Consider the following 17,626-nt stretch of genomic DNA (forward strand, 5'->3'; position numbering starts at 1 on the left):
CCCCGCAGTAGGGTGCTACTGCCCGGCCGCATCCGGCTCCCCGGGCGCTTCTGGTCTAAGGACTCCGCTCATCATGCTCTTGCGTCTCATCGCGCAGTACTCCAAGCCCTACGCCGGGTGGATCGTCGCCGTGCTGCTGCTGCAGCTCGCCACCACCATGGCCACCCTGTACCTGCCCAGCCTCAACGCGTCGATCATCGACGAGGGCGTGGTCAGCGGGGACATCGACTTCATCTGGCGCACCGGCGACGTGATGCTCGCCGTCGCCCTGGTCCAGGTTCTCACCGCCGTGGCCGCCGTCTACTTCGGCGCCAAGACCTCGATGGCCATCGGCCGGGACCTCCGCCGGTCCGTCTTCCACTCGGTCGCCGCGTTCTCGGCCCGCGAGGTCAACGAGTTCGGGGCGCCCACGCTCATCACCCGCGGGACCAACGACGTCCAGCAGGTCCAGATGCTGGTGCTGATGGGCCTCAACTTCATGGTCACCGCCCCGATCATGTGCATCGGCGGCGTCATCATGGCCCTGCAGGAGGACCCGGGCCTGTCCTGGCTCGTCTGGGTGTCGGTGCCGGTCCTGCTGCTCGTCGTCGGCTTCCTGGTGGTGAAGCTAATGCCGCTGTTCCGCGTCATGCAGGAGCGGATCGACGGCATCAACGGCGTGCTGCGCGAGCAGATCACGGGCATCCGCGTCATCCGCGCATTCGTGCGCGAGCCCTACGAGACGGAGCGTTTCCGCGAGGCGAACGAGAAGCTCACGGAGACCGGCGTGAAGGTCGGCCAGCTGTTCGTCCTCATGTTCCCGGTCATCGGCCTGATCCTCCACCTGGCCACGGCCGCCGTCCTGTGGTTCGGCGGCCAGCGGGTGGACGCCGGCGACATCCAGCCCGGCGCCCTGACCGCGTTCCTGCAGTACCTCCTGCAGATCCTGATGGCGGTCATGATGGGCACGTTCATGGCCATGATGATCCCGCGCGCCCTCGTCTGCGCCGAGCGCATCGGCGAGGTGCTCGACGTCGAGCCGTCCCTGCGCGACCCGGAGACCGGGGCCGAGCTCCCCGCGGCCGGCCGCGGCCGCGTCGAGTTCCGCGACGTCTCCTTCGGCTACCCCGGCGCCGAGGAGCCGGTGCTGAAGGACATCTCCTTCACCGCCGAGCCGGGCCGCACCACGGCCATCATCGGCTCCACGGGTGCCGGCAAGACCACTCTGCTGAACCTGATCCCGCGCCTGTACGACGCCGGCGGCGGGCAGGTGCTGATCGATGGGGTCCCCGTGGACCGGCTGACGCGCGAGGCGCTCTCCGAGGCCGTCGCCGCCGTGCCGCAGAAGCCATACCTGTTCTCCGGCACCATCGCCTCCAACCTCCGGTACGGCGCCCAGGGCGCGACCGACGAGGAACTGTGGGAGGCGCTGGAGATTGCCCAGGCCACGGACTTCGTCCGCGACAAGGACGGCGGGCTCGACGCGCCGATCTCCCAGGGCGGCACCAACGTCTCCGGCGGGCAGCGGCAGCGACTCTGCATCGCCCGGGCCCTGGCCGCGCGGCCGTCCGTCTACCTGTTCGACGACTCGTTCTCCGCCCTCGACGTCGCCACCGACGCGCGGCTGCGGGCCGCGCTGAAGCGCAGCATCGCCGACGCGACCGTGATCCTCGTGGCCCAGCGCGTCGCGACCATCACCGAGGCGGACGAGATCCTGGTGCTGGACGACGGCCGGATCGTCGGCCGCGGCACCCACGAGCAGCTGCTCGAGACCAACGAGACGTATCGCGAGATCGTCGAGTCCCAGATCACGGCGGAGGAGGTGGCCTAGATGGCCTGGAAGAGGAAGACCTCCGGCGAGCAGTCGGGCGTGACCGTGGACGAGCCGAAGACCGCGCCCGAGGAGCTGACCGAGGAGGAACTCAACGTCAGCATCTCCGACGGCTTCGGGGAGATGGCGCCCCCGCGCAAGCCCCGGCACTTCTGGCCGTCGGCCAAGCGCCTCATCGGCCTGCTGGCCCCGCAGAGGCTGGGCCTGACGCTCGTCTTCGCGTTCGTGACGGTCGCGGTCGTCCTGAACGTGATCGCGCCCAAGGTCCTCGGCTACGCCATGGACGTCATCTTCTCCGGGTTCATCGGCGCGCGCATGCCCGCCGGGGCCACCCAGGAGCAGGTCGTGGCCGGTCTGCGTGCCGACGGGCAGGAGGACGTCGCCCAGATGATCGCCAGCATGGAGCTGGTCCCCGGCACCGGGATCGACTTCCAGAAGCTCGGCATGATCATCATGATCGTCCTGGCCATGTACTTCGTCGCCAACGTCTTCATGTGGGCGCAGGGGTACATCCTGAACAAGCTGGTCATGCGGGTGGTCTACAACCTGCGCCGGGACGTCGAGGACAAGCTCAACCGGCTGCCGCTGAACTACTTCGACACCCGCCAGCGCGGCGACGTGCTCTCGCGCGTCACCAACGACGTCGACAACATCCAGAACGCCCTGCAGCAGGCCTTCGCCCAGCTGGTCCAGTCCGTGCTGACCGTCATCGGCATCGTGGTCATGATGTTCGTGGTGTCGTGGCAGCTGGCCCTGATAGCCCTCATCGCGCTCCCGCTCTCGGCCGTCGCGGCGGGACTGATCGGCGTCCGCTCGCAGAAGCTGTTCACCGAGCAGTGGCGCGCCACGGGCACTCTCAACGGCCAGATCGAGGAGGCCTTCTCCGGCCACGACCTGATGAAGGTCTTCGGCCGCGAGGGCGACGCCCGGGAGCAGTTCGACGAGAAGAACGAGGCGCTCTTCAAGGCGTCCTTCGGGGCGCAGTTCGTCTCCGGCACGATCTTCCCGGTGATGAACTTCGTCTCCTACCTCGCCTACGTGGGCATCGCCGTCGTCGGCGGCCTGCGCGTGGCCTCCGGCCAGATGAGCCTGGGCGACGCGACGGCGTTCATCCAGTACTCCCGCGAGTTCACGCAGCCGCTGGGCCAGATCGCGGGCATGGCGAACATGCTGCAGTCCGGCGTGGCCTCCGCCGAGCGCACCTTCGAGCTGCTCGACGCCGACGAGCAGGACCCGGAGACCGCCGAGGAGCACCTGCCGCCGCGCACGGACGGCCACGTCGAGTTCCACCGCGTCTCCTTCTCCTACACGCCCGAGCGGCCGCTCATCGAGGACCTCTCCTTCGAGGCGGCGCCCGGGCACACCGTGGCGATCGTGGGACCCACCGGCGCCGGGAAGACCACCCTGGTCAACCTGGTGATGCGCTTCTACGAGCTGGACGCCGGGCGGATCACGCTCGACGGCGTGGACGTCACCCGGCTCTCCCGCTCCGAGCTGCGCTCCAAGGCCGGCATGGTGCTCCAGGACGCGTGGCTGTTCAACGGCTCCATCATGGACAACATCCGCTACGGGCGGCTCGACGCGACCGACGAGGAGGTGTACGCGGCGGCCCGGGCCACCTACGTGGACCGGTTCGTGCGCGCCCTGCCGGAGGGCTACGAGACCGTGATCGACGACGGCGGGACCAACGTCTCCGCCGGCGAACGGCAGCTGATCACGATCGCCCGCGCCTTCCTGGCGAACCCGTCGCTGCTCATCCTCGACGAGGCCACGTCCTCAGTGGACACGCGCACCGAGGTCCTGGTCCAGCAGGCCATGAACGCGCTGCGCACGGACCGGACCTCGTTCGTGATCGCGCACCGGCTCTCCACCATCCGGGACGCAGACACCATCCTCGTGATGGAGGACGGGCGGATCGTGGAGCAGGGAGACCACGAGGCCCTCCTCGAGGCCCGGGGCGCCTACCACCGGCTCTACACGAGCCAGTTCGCCGGTCCGGCCGAGGACCCGGACGCGGAGCCCGACGGGAGCACCGTGCCCCAGGCCGAGGCGGGCGCCGCCGCGCCCGGCCTGTAGCGGTCCGGCCGCCCGGCTGCACGCCGATATCGTGGCACGTATGCATGACACCCAGCAGTCGCCGTACCCGGCGCCCCCGCGTCGCAGACAGCCCGTCTTCGACGCGGGGCGCTTCCGCCTCGCGGACGGCGTCGTCCTGGCCCTCTATGCGGGCCTGCTCGTCCTCGGCATGGCAGGGCTCCTGCTGTTCGTCCCCGGCTACCGGGAGCAGTTCCCCACCGACACGCTGGCCCTGTTCTCCGTCAACCTGCTGACCTACGCGGTCCTCTTCACCGCCGTCATGATCGTCGTGGCGCCGAGGCTCTTCGAGAGCTTCCGGACCTTCCGCTACCACCCGTGGGCCAAGGCGTTCCTCATCCCCGGCCTGTGGCTGGCGTCCATCCTGACGACGGCGGCCATCCTCGTCGCGGCGGGGGCGGACCCCACCAAGAGCGAGAACCAGCTGGCCATCGAGGGCATGACGCGCGAGGTCCCGTTCGCGACCATGCTCGTCACCACCGCGATCATGGGCCCCATGGTGGAGGAGTACGTCTTCCGCCACCTGCTCATCGGCAAGCTGGGCCGGAAGATCCCGGTGTGGATCTGCGTGCCCCTCTCGATCGCCGCGTTCGCGGCCCTGCACTTCATCGGCTCGGGGACGTTCGACCCGGTCTCGGCGATCCCGTACCTGGTGCTGGGCACGGCCATCAGCCTCGCCTACGTCTTCAGCGGCAGATCACTCGCGTACGCGTACGTCCTGCACGCCTTCAACAACACCGTCTCGCTGGTGCTCTCCTACCTGATGCTGCCGCTGCTCGGCGGCTGACCGGGACCACCGGCCGGACCGGCCGCTGAGCCACCGACGACGACGGGCGGCCGCCCCGCGCACTCAGCGCGGGGCGACCGCCCGCCGTCGTACTGGCCCGTGGGCTTCGCCCGGACCAGGGGACAGTCCAGCTGCGTCAGACCAGCGGCATGGGGCCGATCTCGTCGAGCAGGTCGCCCGGGCCCGGGTTCTCGGCGCTGCTGGAGCCGCCCAGGTGGTTCACCACGCCCCAGACCGCGTTCAGGCCCGTGGTGACGGCGCCCTCGGCCCAGCCGGCCGTGAAGGAGACGTCGTCCCCGGCCAGGAAGATGCCGCGCTGGTGCGCCGGCAGCCGGTCCTGCTTGAAGTGCGTGAACAGGCGCTGCTGGTAGCGGTAGTGCCCCGGCAGGTTGGCCTTGAAGGCGCCCATGAAGTTCGGCTCGGCCTCCCAGGAGACGGTGATCGGCTCGCCGACGATGTGGGAGGCGATGTCCACGTCCGGGTAGATCTGCGCCAGCGAGTGCAGCATCAGGCGCACGCGCTCGTCGGCGTCCAGCGCCAGCCACTTCAGGGCGTCGTCGTTCCACGTGTAGGAGAGCAGGATGACGGCGGGCTGGTCCGGGCCGTTGTCCAGCAGGTACGTGGCGCGCGGCAGCCGGTCCGTCAGCGTCATAGACAGGACGTCGCGGCCGGTCTGCGGGTCGCGCTCCTTCCAGAACGGGCGGTCCACCATCACGAACGTCTTGGACGACTGCATGTAGTGGTTGCGCTCGATCGCCGTCCACAGGCCCGGCTCGAAGAGCGCCTCCTCGGTCTCGATCCGGGTGGAGAGCAGCCAGGTCTGGCAGGTGACGACGGCGGTCGGGTACGCGGCCGTGTGGCCCCACTTGTCCGTGATCAGCAGGTCGCCCTCGGGGCGCTCGTCGGTCGCGGGGCCGCGGGAGAGGCGGGCGACGGCGCCGCGCGTGCTGCCGTGGTGCAGGCTCGCCAGGGACGTGCCCGCCGGCCAGTGGGCCAGGTCCTCGGGCGCGTGGTTCCACAGGGCCTCCGGCAGGCGCTGGGCGCCGCCGACGATCCCGCGGTGCTCGTCGTCCGCGTTCGTGTAGACCACGCGGAGGATCTCGAGGATGGAGTTCGGGAAGTCGGTGTCCCAGCCGCCGCTGCCGAAGCCGACCTGCCCGAAGGCCTCGCGGTGCTCGAAGCCGGCCTCCTTGAAGGAGCGGCTGGCGGCGACGAAGCCGTAGAACGTCTGCTCGTCGAACGCCGGGATCATGGCGTTCCAGATCTCCTTGATGCGCGGGACGTCGCGGAAGCGCAGTGCCTCCTGCATCTCCTCGAACATCGCGTGCTCCTTCAGCGCGGCGCTCCACGCATCGGAGACCTCGTGGAAGAAGGCGGGCAGGTCCGTCTCCTGCTCGGCGTAGTGCTTCTCGCCGGCGAGCTCGATGACCGTGCTGCTCGTCGCGGGGGAGAGCGGGTTGGGGAACTCCTCCGTCTCCAGGCCGAGCATCTCCACGTAGTGGTAGAAGGACTTGCCGGAGACCGGGAAGCGCATCCCGCCGAGGTCCACGGTGACGCCCGGGGCGCCGTCGAACGACGCCGTCTTGAGGCGGCCGCCGATGTGCCCGGCCTCGTAGATCACGGGCTTCAGGCCGAGCTTCATCAGCTCGTAGGCGGCGACCAGTCCGGACAGGCCGGCGCCGACGACGGCGACCTCGGTGCCGTACTGCTCCGGCGGGACGGCGCCCAGGCCGGCGGGGTGCTGCAGGTAGTGGTCGTAGCTGAACGGGAAGTCCGGGTTCAGCATGGTGACCGGGGGCAGGTCGGTGTCGAGTCCGCCGGAGGCGGTGGCGGTGGACGGTGACGTGGAGGCTGTGGTCATCTCAGCGGATTCCTTCGCGGTCGAGCCCGTTGCGGGGCGCGGGAGGGGTCGGGTGTCGTGCGGGGGCGGCCGGCGACGCGGGGCGCCCCGGCCCTCCGCGGAGTGCGGGGTGCGGGGGCCGGGGCGTGCGGGGTCGCGGCGGCGGTCAGGCGTCGCGGGCGGGCTGGGCCGCCTCGGCGCGGGCGGCGAGGCTGGCCTGCGAGTGCCGGCGGCCGTAGCCGAGGTAGAGGAAGGCGCCGAGGACCATCCAGGCGAGGAAGACCCACCAGGTGGACAGGCCCAGGTTGACCATGAGGTAGACGCACATGGCGGCACCGAGCAGCGGGACCACCGGGAAGAACGGCACCCGGAAGGTGCGCTCCATGTCCGGGCGGCTGCGCCGGAGGTAGACCACCGAGAGGTTCACCAGCATGAACGCGAAGAGCGTGCCGATGCTGGTGGCGTCCGCGAGCTGGCCGAGCGGGATCAGCCCGGCGATGACGGCGATGACCACGCCGCAGATCAGGGTGCCCATGACGGGGGTCCCGGTGCGCCGGTCGACGCGGCCGAGGACGCGGGGGACCAGGCCGTCGCGGGCCATGGTCATCAGGATGCGGGTCTGCCCGTAGAGCACGGTCAGGACCACGGAGGCGATCGCGACGACGGCGCCGATGGCGAAGATCAGCGAGATCCACTCGGCCCCGGTGAGCTCCTGCAGGATGATCAGCAGGGCGGCCTCGGTGCCGTCGAACCAGCTCCACTCGCGGGCGCCGACCGCGGCGATGGCCACCAGGATGTACAGGGCGGTGACGATCGCCATCGAGAGGATGATGGCCCGCGGGAGGTCGCGCTGCGGGTTCTTGGCCTCCTCGCCGGCCGTGGAGGCGGCGTCGAAGCCGATGTAGGAGAAGAAGAGGCGGGAGGCGGCCGCGGACATGCCGGCCGCGCCCATCGGCATCAGCGTCTCGTAGTGGGAGGCCTGGAAGGCGGTGAACGCGATGCCCACGAAGAGCAGCAGGACGGCGATCTTGATGACCACCATGACGGTGTTGACCCAGGCGGCCTCGTTGACGCCGCGGATCAGCAGGACCATGGCGAGCAGGACCAGGACGATCGCCGGGAGGTTGACGATGGAGCCGTCGGCACCGCCGGGAGGGGCGGAGAGCTCCACGGGCAGGGCGAGGCCGAAGATCCGCAGCGTCTCGTTGACGTACTCGGCGGAGCCGACGGCCACGGCCGCCACGGAGACCCCGTACTCGAGCACCAGGCACCAGCCGCAGACCCAGGCGAGGCCCTCGCCCATGGTGGCGTACGTGTAGGAGTAGCTGGAGCCGGAGACCGGCACGGCGCCGGCCATCTCGGCATAGGAGACGGCGGAGAGCAGGGCGGCCACGCCGGCGATCAGGAAGGAGATCCAGACGGCGGGCCCGGCCATCGGCACGGAGGATCCGAGCACCACGAAGATGCCGGTTCCGAGCGTGGCGCCCACGCTGATCATGGTCAGCTGCCAGAGGCCGAGGGAGCGCTTGAGCCGCCCGCCGCCGGGGGAGCCGTCGGTGCCGGAGGCGGCGACCATCTGCTCGATGGGCTTGCGGCGCTTGAGCTGCCGGGCCAAGGGCTCCCGCGGCAGCGTCGGCGCGTGAGTGTCGATCATAGTGAGTCCTGTTCTGGCGGGGTCGTGGATGCGCAGGCGCATCCTCTGCCGGTCGCCCACCAGCGTGCCATGTGAGCTGACTAACAAAATGGGCGGATTCATCCTAGAGTTTTCCAGTATGGGACATTCTGCACCACCGACCGCCGTCGGCGGCCTCGCCACCGTGCCGCTCGAGCGCTTCCTGGCCGCCCTTCCGGCGGGTACTCGCCTCGTGTACGACGCCGTCGCGGACGGAGGCGGCCCGGTCGCCGTGCGCTGGGTGGAGCCGAGCGAGCTCGAGGACCCGACGCCCTACCTGCTCGAGGCCGAGGTGGTCATGACGGCCGGGCTGCCGTTCGCCGGCGACGGCGGCGAGGAGGGGGCGGTGGACCGCTACGTGCGGCGCCTGGTGGACGCGGGCGTCTCGGCCCTGCTGTTCGGGGTCCAGCCGTACTTCGACCGGGTGCCGGAGGCCCTCGTGGAGGCCTGCCGGCGGCACCGGCTGACCCTGGTGGAGGTGCCCTCCGCCGTCCCGTTCGCCGCGCTCGGCCTGGAGTTCTCCCGGCTGCTGGAGGCGGAGAACATGCAGGTGATGCGCCGCATGGCGGAGGGGAACCGCCATCTCATGCGGGCCGCGCTGGCCGCCCGCCCCGAGGCGGACCTGCTCAAGGCCCTGATGCTCACGGTCCCGGGCTGGGCTCTGGTGGTCGGCCCCGACCGGCGGACGCGCGCCCGGGCGGTCTCCGCCCGCTCCCAGACCGGCATCCCCGGGCAGGAGGTCCTGGACGAGGTCCTCGACGCGCTCTTCGCCGGCCGGGGGCCGCGGGTCGAGACGCGCCAGCTGCCGCAGGACGGTGCCGGCTGGATCGCGGCGCACCCGCTGCGCAGCGCCCGCGACGGCACGCTGGGGGCGCTCCTCCTGGGGGCCGCGCGGCCGCTGGAGGCGGGGGAGCAGTCGGTGGTGGGCACCGCCGTCGGACTCCTGGAGGCGCTCCTGCGCCAGCGCACCGAGGGGGCGCTGGCGCCCAGCCAGCTCGCCACGGGACTGCTGCTGCGCGCCGACGCCGAGACCGCCGGGCGGGACGAGACCGCCGCGCTGGCCGCCCAGAGCGCCGCCGCGCCGGTCGGTGCGCCGCTGCGGGTGGTGCAGGGATTCCCCGCCGGGGACGCCGCGAGGACGCCCGGGACGCTGGGAATCCCGGGGAGCCCGGGGCACGCCGCGTCCGGGGCCGGCGCGGCGGGCCGGGGCTCCCGGCCGTCGGCGCGGATCGACGCCGCGAGCGCCGTGCTGCGCTGGCGCCGGATCTTCGACACCAAGCTGGTGGAGCTGACGGACACCGGCTTCACGGCGGTGACGCGCCTGGGGGTCGAGCGCGCGGTGGTCAACGAGGTGGAGGCGCTCGGGTGGCGGCTCGTCATCTCCGACGCCGTCCCGGTGGCCGAACTGCCCGAGACGCACCGCCGCCTCAGCGCGCTGCGGCACCGCGCGATGGAGACCGGGCGGACCCTGCGGGCCTCCGGGGACCCGGTCTCGGTGCCGGGCCTGCTGGGCCGGCAGGCCGGGGAGCTGCTGTTCTCCGATGCGTTCTCGCCGCTCGGCGCGCTCGAGCCGGAGCGGGCGGCCGGACTCCTGGACGTGCTGGAGGCCTGGCTCTCCGCCCACGGCGGGTGGGATGCCACCGCCAAGGCGACCGGACTGCACCGCAACAGCGTGCGCCGGCAGGTGGCGCAGGTCGGCGACCTGATCGGCCGCGACCTCGACGACGCGCAGACGCGGGCCGAGCTGCTGATCGCGCTGCGCTACCGGCCGTCGTCGTACCTGAGCACGGCGCCGGCCACGTCCGGCTGAGCCCCGCAGCGGCGCCGGCCGGCGGCCAGGCGGAGCCCGGCTCGCAGGTCAGTCGAAGCAGTCCATGATCTCGAGGTCGGCCCCGCGCAGCTGCGCGTCCAACTCGTCGCGCGTGTCCGCGGGCTCGATGCCGTGGTCCTGCAGGCACTCGCGGAGCAGGGAGGTCGCCTGTGCGCTGTCCTGCACGGTGTCCGTGCTCTGCCAGAGCATGTCGGTGTACTGGAACTCCGCCCGGTAGCAGTCCCCGTCGACGCCGGAGTCCACGGCCGTCCCCGGCACCGAGTAGACGCGCAGCGGGCCATCCGAGTCCGCTACCGACAACTCGACACCGGCCTCGGACAGGCACGTCCGGTACCGCTGGAAAGCCGCCTCGTACTCCTCGGCCGTCGCCGCGCGGTCGTCGATCTCCGCCGCCTGGGCGTCCGAGGCGTCCCCGACGTCCATCCCGGTCAGCGGATCGGCGGTGCCCACCGGGGCGTCGGCGGACGCGGGCGGGCCGGCCTCGGTGCCGGGACTCTCGTCGGGCGCACCTGCGGAGCAGCCCGCGAGGAGGAGTGCTGCCGCCGTCGCGAGTGCCGGGCCCAGAAGTCCGGTGCCGGCGGTGCGTGCGGCCCGCTCCCGCTTCGCCGGCCGGGTTCTCGCCGCCGTGCCCCTCGTCATTTCGCGCATCGTCGCTTCCCCCGCCCCGTCGGCATCCCGTCCGACGCAAGCTACCCGGCGCACCGAGGCGTGTCCACCCTGTGGGGCCCGCGCTGCCAGGCGGGGCGGGCAGGCGCCCGTGCGGGGCGGGCGCCCGCGTGGGGCAGGCGCCGGGGAGGGGCAGGCGCCGGGGAGGGGCTCAGTGGTCGGCGGACCACTCCCGGTAGACCGCGGGGCGGCGCTCGCGCAGGTACGGGACGCGCTCGCGGGCCGCGGCCGCGTCCTCGGCCGAGACCTCCGCCGTGATGACGGAGAGGCCCGCCGATCCCGTCTCCTGGCGGGCCGCGCCGGCCAGCAGCGTGCCCGTGGGCCCGACCACGAGGCTGCCGCCGCCGAGCTGGATGGGCCCCCCGAGGGACGGGGCCGGCCCGGCGTGGTTGGCGTACGCGATCGCCACCTGGGACTCGAGCGCCCGCGCCGGCAGGAGGATGTCCTGCACCTCGGAGAACTCGGCGGTCAGCGCCGTCGGCACGGCGACCAGGTCCGCGCCGGCCTCGGCGGAGGCGCGCACGGACTCGGGGAACTCGATGTCGTAGCAGATCAGCAGCCCCACGTTGAGGCCGTCGATCCGCACCACGGGCGGGGCCGCCGTGCCGGCCGTGAATACCTCCTGCTCCTCGCCGCCGAAGAGGTGGACCTTGGTGTAGGTGGCGAGGCGCTCGCCCGACGGGGAGACGATGCCGGCGGTGATGCCCCAGCCGTCCCCGGTCCGCCGCGGGACGCTGTAGACCAGGTGCAGGCCGCGCGTGCGCGCGATCTCGGCGGCGGCGGCGTCGATCCGGCGCACGACGGCGTCCGTCAGATGCGGCGCGATCGTGGCCGGGGCGTAGCCGGTGGTGAACAGCTCGGGGGTGACGAGCAGCGAGGCGCCGTCCGCGGCGGCCCGCCCCGCGGCCGTGTCGATGCACGCGAGGTTCTCGGAGACCGCCGCCTCCAGCGCGACGCCGTCGCCGGGGACGGAGGCCGTGGCCTGCATGACGCTGATCCGCATGGTGCTCCTGTGCTCTCTTCTGCCCGTGGCGCTCTCTTCTGCCATTGCGTGCTCCGCTCAGCATAGGCGCGGAGCGTCGCGTCCGCTCCGGGACGATTCGTCCCCGGCGATGGCGGCCCGGGGTCCATCCGTCCCGACACGTCCGTCCCCGCCCGTCCCCGCCCGGGCGTGCGCCGCGGGGGCGCAGTCCCCGCCGCGTCGAGGCCGACCTGTGCGGCGGGAGCGATCAGGTCGCGGGGCGGCTTAGGCTGTGATCGTGGCAGACAGCGGCGTGGTTCCCTCCGACTCCGGGCCCGGCTGGGAGGGCCACCTCCCCGGGACCGCCGCCTTTCGGCGCGTCATCGTGGCCCTGTTCGCCGCGGGCGTCGCGGCGTTCTGCCAGCTGTATGCCACGCAGAGCATGCTTCCCGCGATGGCCCGCGAGTTCGAGATCTCGGAGGCCCGGGCCGCGCTCAGCGTCTCGGCCGCGACGGCCGGGCTCGCCTGCGCGGTCCTCCCGTGGAGCGCCGTCGCGGACCGGCTGGGGCGGCGGACCACCCTGCTCGCTGCGCTCACCGCCTCGGTGGTCATCGGTGTGGGCGTCTGCCTGGCCCCGGACTACTCGTGGCTGCTGGTGGCCCGGTTCGCGCAGGGGGCCGCGATCGCCGGGGTGCCCGCGACCGCCATGGCCTATCTGTCCGAGGAGCTGAGCCGCTCGGCCGTCGCCGTGGCCGCGGGGCTCTTCGTCGCCGGGAACACCGTCGGCGGGCTGTCCGGCCGCCTGCTGGCCGGGCCGATCGGCGAACTGGTCTCCTGGCGTCTGGGGGTCGGGGCGGTCACCGTGCTCGCCGCGGTGGCGACGCTCGTCTGCCTGCGGGCCGCGCCCCGCCCGCGCGGCTTCCTGCCCGCCTCCCGCGCCGACGCGGACCCGGGGCTCTCCTTCGTGGGGCGACTGGGCGCCGTCGTGCGCGACCGCCGGCTGCTGGCCCTCTACGGGCAGGCGTTCCTGCTCATGGGCGGCTTCGTGGCGGTCTACAACTACCTGGGCTTCCGGCTCGAGGACCGCCCGCTGAACGTGCCGCCGGAGCTGACCGCGTTCATCTTCGTCACCTACCTGGCCGGCACCTGGTCCTCGAGCCGCGCCGGCCGCACGGTCCGCCGTTTCGGGCGCCTGCGCACCCTGCTGGGCGGCACGGCCGTCATGGCCGCCGGCCTCCTGCTCACGCTGGTCGGGTGGCTGCCCGCGATAGTCGTCGGCATGCTGCTGCTGACGGCCGGGTTCTTCGTGGCCCACTCGGTGGCGACGGGCTGGATCTCCGCGTTCGCCCCGCAGGGCCGCGCCCAGGCCACCAGCCTCTACAACCTCGGGTACTACGGCGGGTCCAGCCTCTTCGGCTGGGCCGTGGGCCTGCTGTTCGCGCCCTTCGGCTGGCCCGGCGTCGTCGCCGCGGTGGGCGCCCTGGCCCTGACGGCCGCAGCGTGGGCCGCGCACACCCTGCGCGGCCAGCCCGGAGCCGGCCGGGAGCGCCGGGACGCCGACCGCCGCTAGGCTGATGCGGTGACTGCCTCCCAGCCCGCCACGCAGCCGCGCCGCGACCTCGGCCGCGCCATCCTCGCCCTCGCGATCCCCGCCCTCGGCGCCCTGATCGCCGAGCCCCTCTTCCTCGCCGCGGACACCGCGATCGTCGGCCACCTGGGCGTGCCCGAGCTCGCCGGCGCCGGACTCGGCGTCACCGTGGTGAGCACCGGCGTCGGACTCCTGATCTTCCTCGCGTACTCCACCACGCCGGCCGTGGCCCGGCACGTGGGCGCCGGGCGCCTCCCCGACGCGTTCGCCGCCGGGCGCGACGGCGTCTGGCTCGCCGTGGCGCTCGGGATCGTCCTCGCGGTGACCGGGTGGCTCACGGCGCCCGGCCTCGTGGCCGCCATGGGCGGCACGGGCGAGGTGGCCGGATTCGCCGTCGACTACATCCGCTGGTCCATGCCCGGGCTGCCGGCGATGCTCCTGGTCCTCGCCGCCACCGGCGTGCTGCGCGGCCTGCAGGACACGCGTACGCCGCTGCTCGTCGCGACGGTCGGCTTCGGGGCGAACATCGGCCTGAACTGGCTCCTGGTCTACGGGGCGGGACTGTCCGTGGCCGGCAGTGCGATCGGCACCTCCGTGGTCCAGTGGGCCATGGCGGCGGTCTACCTGGCGCTGCTGGTGCCGCGCGCCCGCGCCGAGGGCGTCCGGCTGCGCCCGCACGCCGCGGGCATGATCGCCATGGCGCAGGTGGGCTCCTGGCTCATGCTGCGCACCGTCAGCCTGCGCGTCGCGATCCTCGCCACCGTCTGGGTGGCCACGGCGCAGGGCGCGGTCACGCTGGCCGGGCACCAGCTGGTCTTCACCCTCTTCACGTTCCTCGCCTTCGCGCTCGACGCGCTCGCGATCGCCGCGCAGGCGCTCATCGGCAAGGAGCTCGGCGCGGGCCGGACCGACGTGGCCCACGAGCTCACCCGCACCATGATGCGCTGGGGCGTCCTCTTCGGGCTCGTCACCGGCGCCGTGCTGGCGGTCGCCGCGCCGTGGGTGCCCTGGCTGTTCACGCAGGACCAGGACGTCGCCCGCGCCGCCACCGTGGGCCTGTGGGTCCTCGCCGCGTCGCAGCCGGTGTGCGGGCTGGTCTTCGTGCTCGACGGCGTCCTGATCGGCGCCGGCGACGCGCGCTACCTGGCGCTCGCCGGGCTGGTGGCGTTCGGCCTCTACGCACCCCTGCTGGCCCTCGCCGCGGTGGCGGACGTGGCGCAGCCGATCCTGGCGCTGTGGCTGGCGTTCGGCGTCGGCTACATCTGCGCCCGCGCGGTGACGCTGGTCTGGCGGGTGCGCAACGACGCGTGGATGCGGGTGGGAGCAGCGTAGGCGGCAACGCCTAGACTCGTAGCGTGCCTGCCACCCCCATCCCCGCCGATCTCGCCGCCTCCGTCTGGAAGCCGACGCTCTACCGCGGCCTGCTCGCCGCGGCGTTCGGCCTGACCAGCGTGTTCTGGGCGGACCCGCCCGCCGACACCCTGAGCTGGATCGTCGCGCTGTTCCTGGTGGCCACCGGGGTGTCCGTGCGGCGGATGGCCATGCTGGAGGAGACGCCGCCCGCGGCGAAGGCCTACTGGGCCCTCGTGGTGGTCTCCTGGCTGGTCGGGGCCATCGCCCTGGTGCTGCTGGGCAGCGTCGACGGCTTGGTCTGGGCCGGTGGGCTGGCGTGGATCCTCGGCGGGCTGCTGCAGCTGCTCGCGTGGTTCCGGCTGCGCACCACCTTCGGGCCCGCGCGGGACTGGCTGGTGCCGGCCGTCGTGGAGATCGGGATCGGCGCGGGCCTGTTCATCATCCCGGGGCTCGACGCGCACGGCGTGTTCGGCATCGCCGGCGGCGGACAGATCATCGTGGCCGTCTTCACGCTGATCGCCGCGTTCGGCCTGCTCTTCGATGCCCGCCGCCGAGGTGGAGTCGCCTCGGGCGACCGGTAGACTGGATCCGTTCAGCAACCCCTTTTTCTGGAGGCATTCCCCGTGGCCAACAAGCCCAAAGCGCCGTGGCAGCAGGGCATCAAGGCACCCCTGGTCTTCTCCCTGGTCATGGCCCTGATCGCCGGCGCGGTCGCCACCTTCGCAGCCGCCGGCGGTACGGACAACGGCCTCCGGCTCGACATCGGCCTCATCGCCTTCGGCGTGGCCTTCATCGTCTCCCTGGTGGTCATCTCCCTGATGATCATGGCGGGGCGGGAGAACGACACCGACCTCGGCACCGGTTCCGGCGTCAACCGCTCGTCGAAGCACCCGGACCGCAGGGCCGCGGACAAGCGCGGCGGCGAGTACGGCCAGAAGAAGGGCCACTAGCTCCACGGCGGGCCGCGGACGCGCCAAGGACCGCCCCCGACGACAGAGCCGACACCCCCTCCGACGGGCCGGGCGCGCTCCGTGACCGGACCGCGAACGACCTCGCAGAAGGCCGCCCCAGAGCGGCCTTCCGTCGTCCCGGGGCACGTTCGGGCCGGGCGAGGCGTCGTCGCACCTCGGACGTGTAAAGGTTGCGGTTTGATAACGAACCTGTATCGTCGAATAACGTTCCGGTAACAGGGTTGGGGATTGAGGCGCCTCTGCGGGGCACCTCTGCGTCGCTGGGCCGGAGCGCTCGACCGCCGTCTATCAAGGTAATCCCAATGTCCCACTTCTTCCATGACGCCCATACGCCGACCGGGGACGCCCTGTCCCCGCGCCACCGCCTGCGCTCCCTGGCGCTCGGGGCGGCCGGCGTCCTCACCATCGCCGGCGCCGCCCTCGCCGGGCCGGCACCGGCCTCGGCCCACGAGACGGGCTCCACCGAACAGTCCGTGGAGCAGGCGAGCTACGCCGAGCCAGCCGCTGCCGACTCCGCGGACGCGGCGTGGCAGCACGCCGCCCAGTGGGCGGTGGACAAGGCCAACGATCCCGGGATCTACTACGGCTGGGGCGGCACCGGGCCGTCCAAGTACGACTGCTCCGGCTTCACGGAGGGCGCCCTCGCCGAGGCCGGCATCGAGGCGCCGCGCACCTCCAGCGACCAGTTCGCCGCGGCCAGCGAGCACGTCTCGCTCGACCAGCTCCAGGTCGGCGACCTCGTCTTCTGGTCCAACGACGGCACCGCCGAGGGCATCTACCACGTGGCTCTGTACATCGGCGACGGCCAGATCGCCCACGCGCGCAACGCCGAGATGGGCGTCGCCGTGACCGATGTGAACTACAACCCGGCCAACATGCTCGACGTCGCCGGCCGCTACTGACGCGGCAGCTCGTCCACCGCGAAAGGGCGGCCCACGGCTGAGGCTGTGGGCCGCCCTTCGCCACTGCGCCCTGTCCCACTGCGCCCTGTCTCACGGCGCCCGTCCCTCGCCGCATCGCGGGGGCGGGTCGACTCAGGGGCGACCCAGGGTCTGGCTAGTGGCCGGCGATCGCCGCGCCCACTGCCGCGATGTCCTGCGGGGTCGTCCGGCAGCAGCCGCCGATGAGCCGGGCACCGAGCGCCCTCCACTCTGCGACGCCGTCCGCGGGCCCGGCGAGCTCCGCTCCCGTGGACGTCGTCGCCGGCGCGGGGGACCAGGTCTTCGTCGCGGCGTCGTACTCCTCGCCCGAGTTCGGGTAGGCGATGAGCGGCAGATCGGTCGCCGCACGCAGCGCCGTCAGCGCCGGGGTGACCAGCTCCAGCGGAACGCAGTTCACCCCAACGGCGGCCACCCGCCGCTCCGCCGAGCAGAGTGCGGCCACCTCGTCCAGGGGCGTCCCGTCGCTGATGCGTCCCCCGTCCCGCAGCGTGAACGAGAACCACGCCTCGACGCCGTACTCCGCCACCAGGTCCAGCAGGGCTGCGGCCTCCGCGGCGGAGGGCAGGGTCTCGCAGGCGAGGGCATCGGCGCCCGCGGCGACGAGCGCCTCGATGCGCGGACGGTGGAAGTCCTTGAACGCCTCGCGGTCCAGCCGGTAGTCGCCGCGATACTCCGACCCGTCGGCCAGATAGGCGCCGTACGGCCCCACCGAGCCGGCGACGACGAGCGCCGCGGATCCCGCGTGCCCTGACGCGTGGGCCGTGCGGGCTGCGTCGGCGAGGTGCACGCTCGAGGCGACCAGGTCCAGAGCCGCCGCGTGGCCGATGCCGCGCTGCGCGAAGCCCTGCGGCGTCGCCTGGTAGCTGGCCGTGATGGCGATTCGGGCGCCGGCCGCGAAGTACTCGCGGTGGACCCGTTCGATCAGGTGCGGCTGCTCGAGGAGGACCTTGGCGGACCACAGCGGGTCCGCGAGGTCGCAGCCGTGCCGCTCCAGTTCGGTGGCGAGCGCGCCGTCCACCGCCAGGTCCTCGCCGGCGGCGAGCAGGCGGGACAGGCTATTGCTGCGGGGCATCGGATGACCTCCGGGATGTCGGTGCTGGAGCCGGGCGGCG

14 protein-coding genes are annotated in these 17,626 nt (G+C 72.7%); 9 read left to right on the plus strand and 5 right to left on the minus strand.

Annotation, left to right across the window (positions count from 1 at the left end; all coding sequences use genetic code 11):
- The first annotated feature begins 73 nt into the window (after window positions 1–73).
- From ABD784_RS10550 to ABD784_RS10560, 3 genes are read left to right on the plus strand one after another with little or no spacing between them, the layout of a single operon-like run.
- Window positions 74–1,810, plus strand: coding sequence for an ABC transporter ATP-binding protein (locus ABD784_RS10550; protein WP_344884068.1), 1,737 nt, complete (start codon window positions 74–76; stop codon window positions 1,808–1,810).
- Window positions 1,811–3,886 (plus strand): ABC transporter ATP-binding protein, encoded by a 2,076-nt coding sequence (locus ABD784_RS10555; RefSeq protein WP_425582964.1) that lies wholly within the window; start codon window positions 1,811–1,813, stop codon window positions 3,884–3,886. It abuts the gene before it with no gap.
- A gap of 40 nt (window positions 3,887–3,926) precedes the next feature.
- Window positions 3,927–4,691, plus strand: a complete 765-nt coding sequence (locus ABD784_RS10560) for a CPBP family intramembrane glutamic endopeptidase (protein WP_344884071.1) — start codon at window positions 3,927–3,929, stop codon at window positions 4,689–4,691.
- A 136-nt stretch (window positions 4,692–4,827) separates the two neighbouring features.
- On the opposite strand, the gene ABD784_RS10565 is transcribed toward ABD784_RS10560, so the two are convergent.
- Together ABD784_RS10565 and ABD784_RS10570 are read right to left on the minus strand one after the other, a co-directional pair.
- Window positions 4,828–6,477 (minus strand): flavin monoamine oxidase family protein, encoded by a 1,650-nt coding sequence (locus tag ABD784_RS10565; protein ID WP_344884641.1) that lies wholly within the window; start codon window positions 6,475–6,477, stop codon window positions 4,828–4,830.
- 220 nt (window positions 6,478–6,697) lie between these two features.
- On the minus strand, window positions 6,698–8,185 hold the full coding sequence (locus ABD784_RS10570; RefSeq protein WP_344884074.1) for an amino acid permease: 1,488 nt from the start codon (window positions 8,183–8,185) through the stop codon (window positions 6,698–6,700).
- Window positions 8,186–8,303: 118 nt separating this feature from the next.
- On the opposite strand from ABD784_RS10570, the gene ABD784_RS10575 reads away from it, so the two are divergent.
- Window positions 8,304–10,013, plus strand: a complete 1,710-nt coding sequence (locus ABD784_RS10575; RefSeq protein ID WP_344884077.1) for a PucR family transcriptional regulator — start codon at window positions 8,304–8,306, stop codon at window positions 10,011–10,013.
- A 48-nt stretch (window positions 10,014–10,061) separates the two neighbouring features.
- Here the strand turns inward: ABD784_RS10575 and ABD784_RS10580 are convergent, their stop codons facing one another.
- Both ABD784_RS10580 and ABD784_RS10585 read right to left on the minus strand, forming a co-directional pair.
- A complete protein-coding gene (locus ABD784_RS10580; RefSeq protein WP_344884080.1) occupies window positions 10,062–10,673 on the minus strand; it encodes a hypothetical protein in 612 nt (203 codons plus the stop codon).
- A gap of 178 nt (window positions 10,674–10,851) precedes the next feature.
- The gene (locus tag ABD784_RS10585; protein WP_344884083.1) at window positions 10,852–11,703 is read right to left on the minus strand and encodes a nitrilase-related carbon-nitrogen hydrolase; all 852 of its coding nucleotides are present in this window, start codon (window positions 11,701–11,703) and stop codon (window positions 10,852–10,854) included.
- A 256-nt stretch (window positions 11,704–11,959) separates the two neighbouring features.
- Here ABD784_RS10585 and ABD784_RS10590 point away from each other — a divergent pair, with 256 nt between their 5' ends.
- From ABD784_RS10590 to ABD784_RS10610, 5 genes are all read left to right on the plus strand, one after another.
- Window positions 11,960–13,231, plus strand: a complete 1,272-nt coding sequence (locus ABD784_RS10590) for an MFS transporter (protein ID WP_344884087.1) — start codon at window positions 11,960–11,962, stop codon at window positions 13,229–13,231.
- A gap of 9 nt (window positions 13,232–13,240) precedes the next feature.
- Window positions 13,241–14,581, plus strand: a complete 1,341-nt coding sequence (locus ABD784_RS10595) for an MATE family efflux transporter (RefSeq protein WP_344884090.1) — start codon at window positions 13,241–13,243, stop codon at window positions 14,579–14,581.
- A gap of 23 nt (window positions 14,582–14,604) precedes the next feature.
- Window positions 14,605–15,183: a hypothetical protein gene (locus tag ABD784_RS10600; protein WP_344884093.1), complete on the plus strand. Its 579-nt coding sequence runs from the start codon at window positions 14,605–14,607 to the stop codon at window positions 15,181–15,183.
- A gap of 42 nt (window positions 15,184–15,225) precedes the next feature.
- Window positions 15,226–15,552 (plus strand): hypothetical protein, encoded by a 327-nt coding sequence (locus ABD784_RS10605; protein ID WP_344884096.1) that lies wholly within the window; start codon window positions 15,226–15,228, stop codon window positions 15,550–15,552.
- A 323-nt stretch (window positions 15,553–15,875) separates the two neighbouring features.
- Window positions 15,876–16,475, plus strand: a complete 600-nt coding sequence (locus ABD784_RS10610; RefSeq protein ID WP_344884099.1) for a C40 family peptidase — start codon at window positions 15,876–15,878, stop codon at window positions 16,473–16,475.
- Window positions 16,476–16,629: 154 nt separating this feature from the next.
- Here ABD784_RS10610 and mmuM read toward each other — a convergent pair whose 3' ends face one another.
- Entirely contained in the window at window positions 16,630–17,586 is a 957-nt protein-coding gene (gene mmuM / locus ABD784_RS10615; protein ID WP_344884102.1) for a homocysteine S-methyltransferase, read from the minus strand.
- Window positions 17,587–17,626: the final 40 nt, after the last annotated feature.

The organism is Zhihengliuella alba (assembly GCF_039538765.1).
GTDB classification, from domain to species: domain Bacteria; phylum Actinomycetota; class Actinomycetes; order Actinomycetales; family Micrococcaceae; genus Zhihengliuella; species Zhihengliuella alba.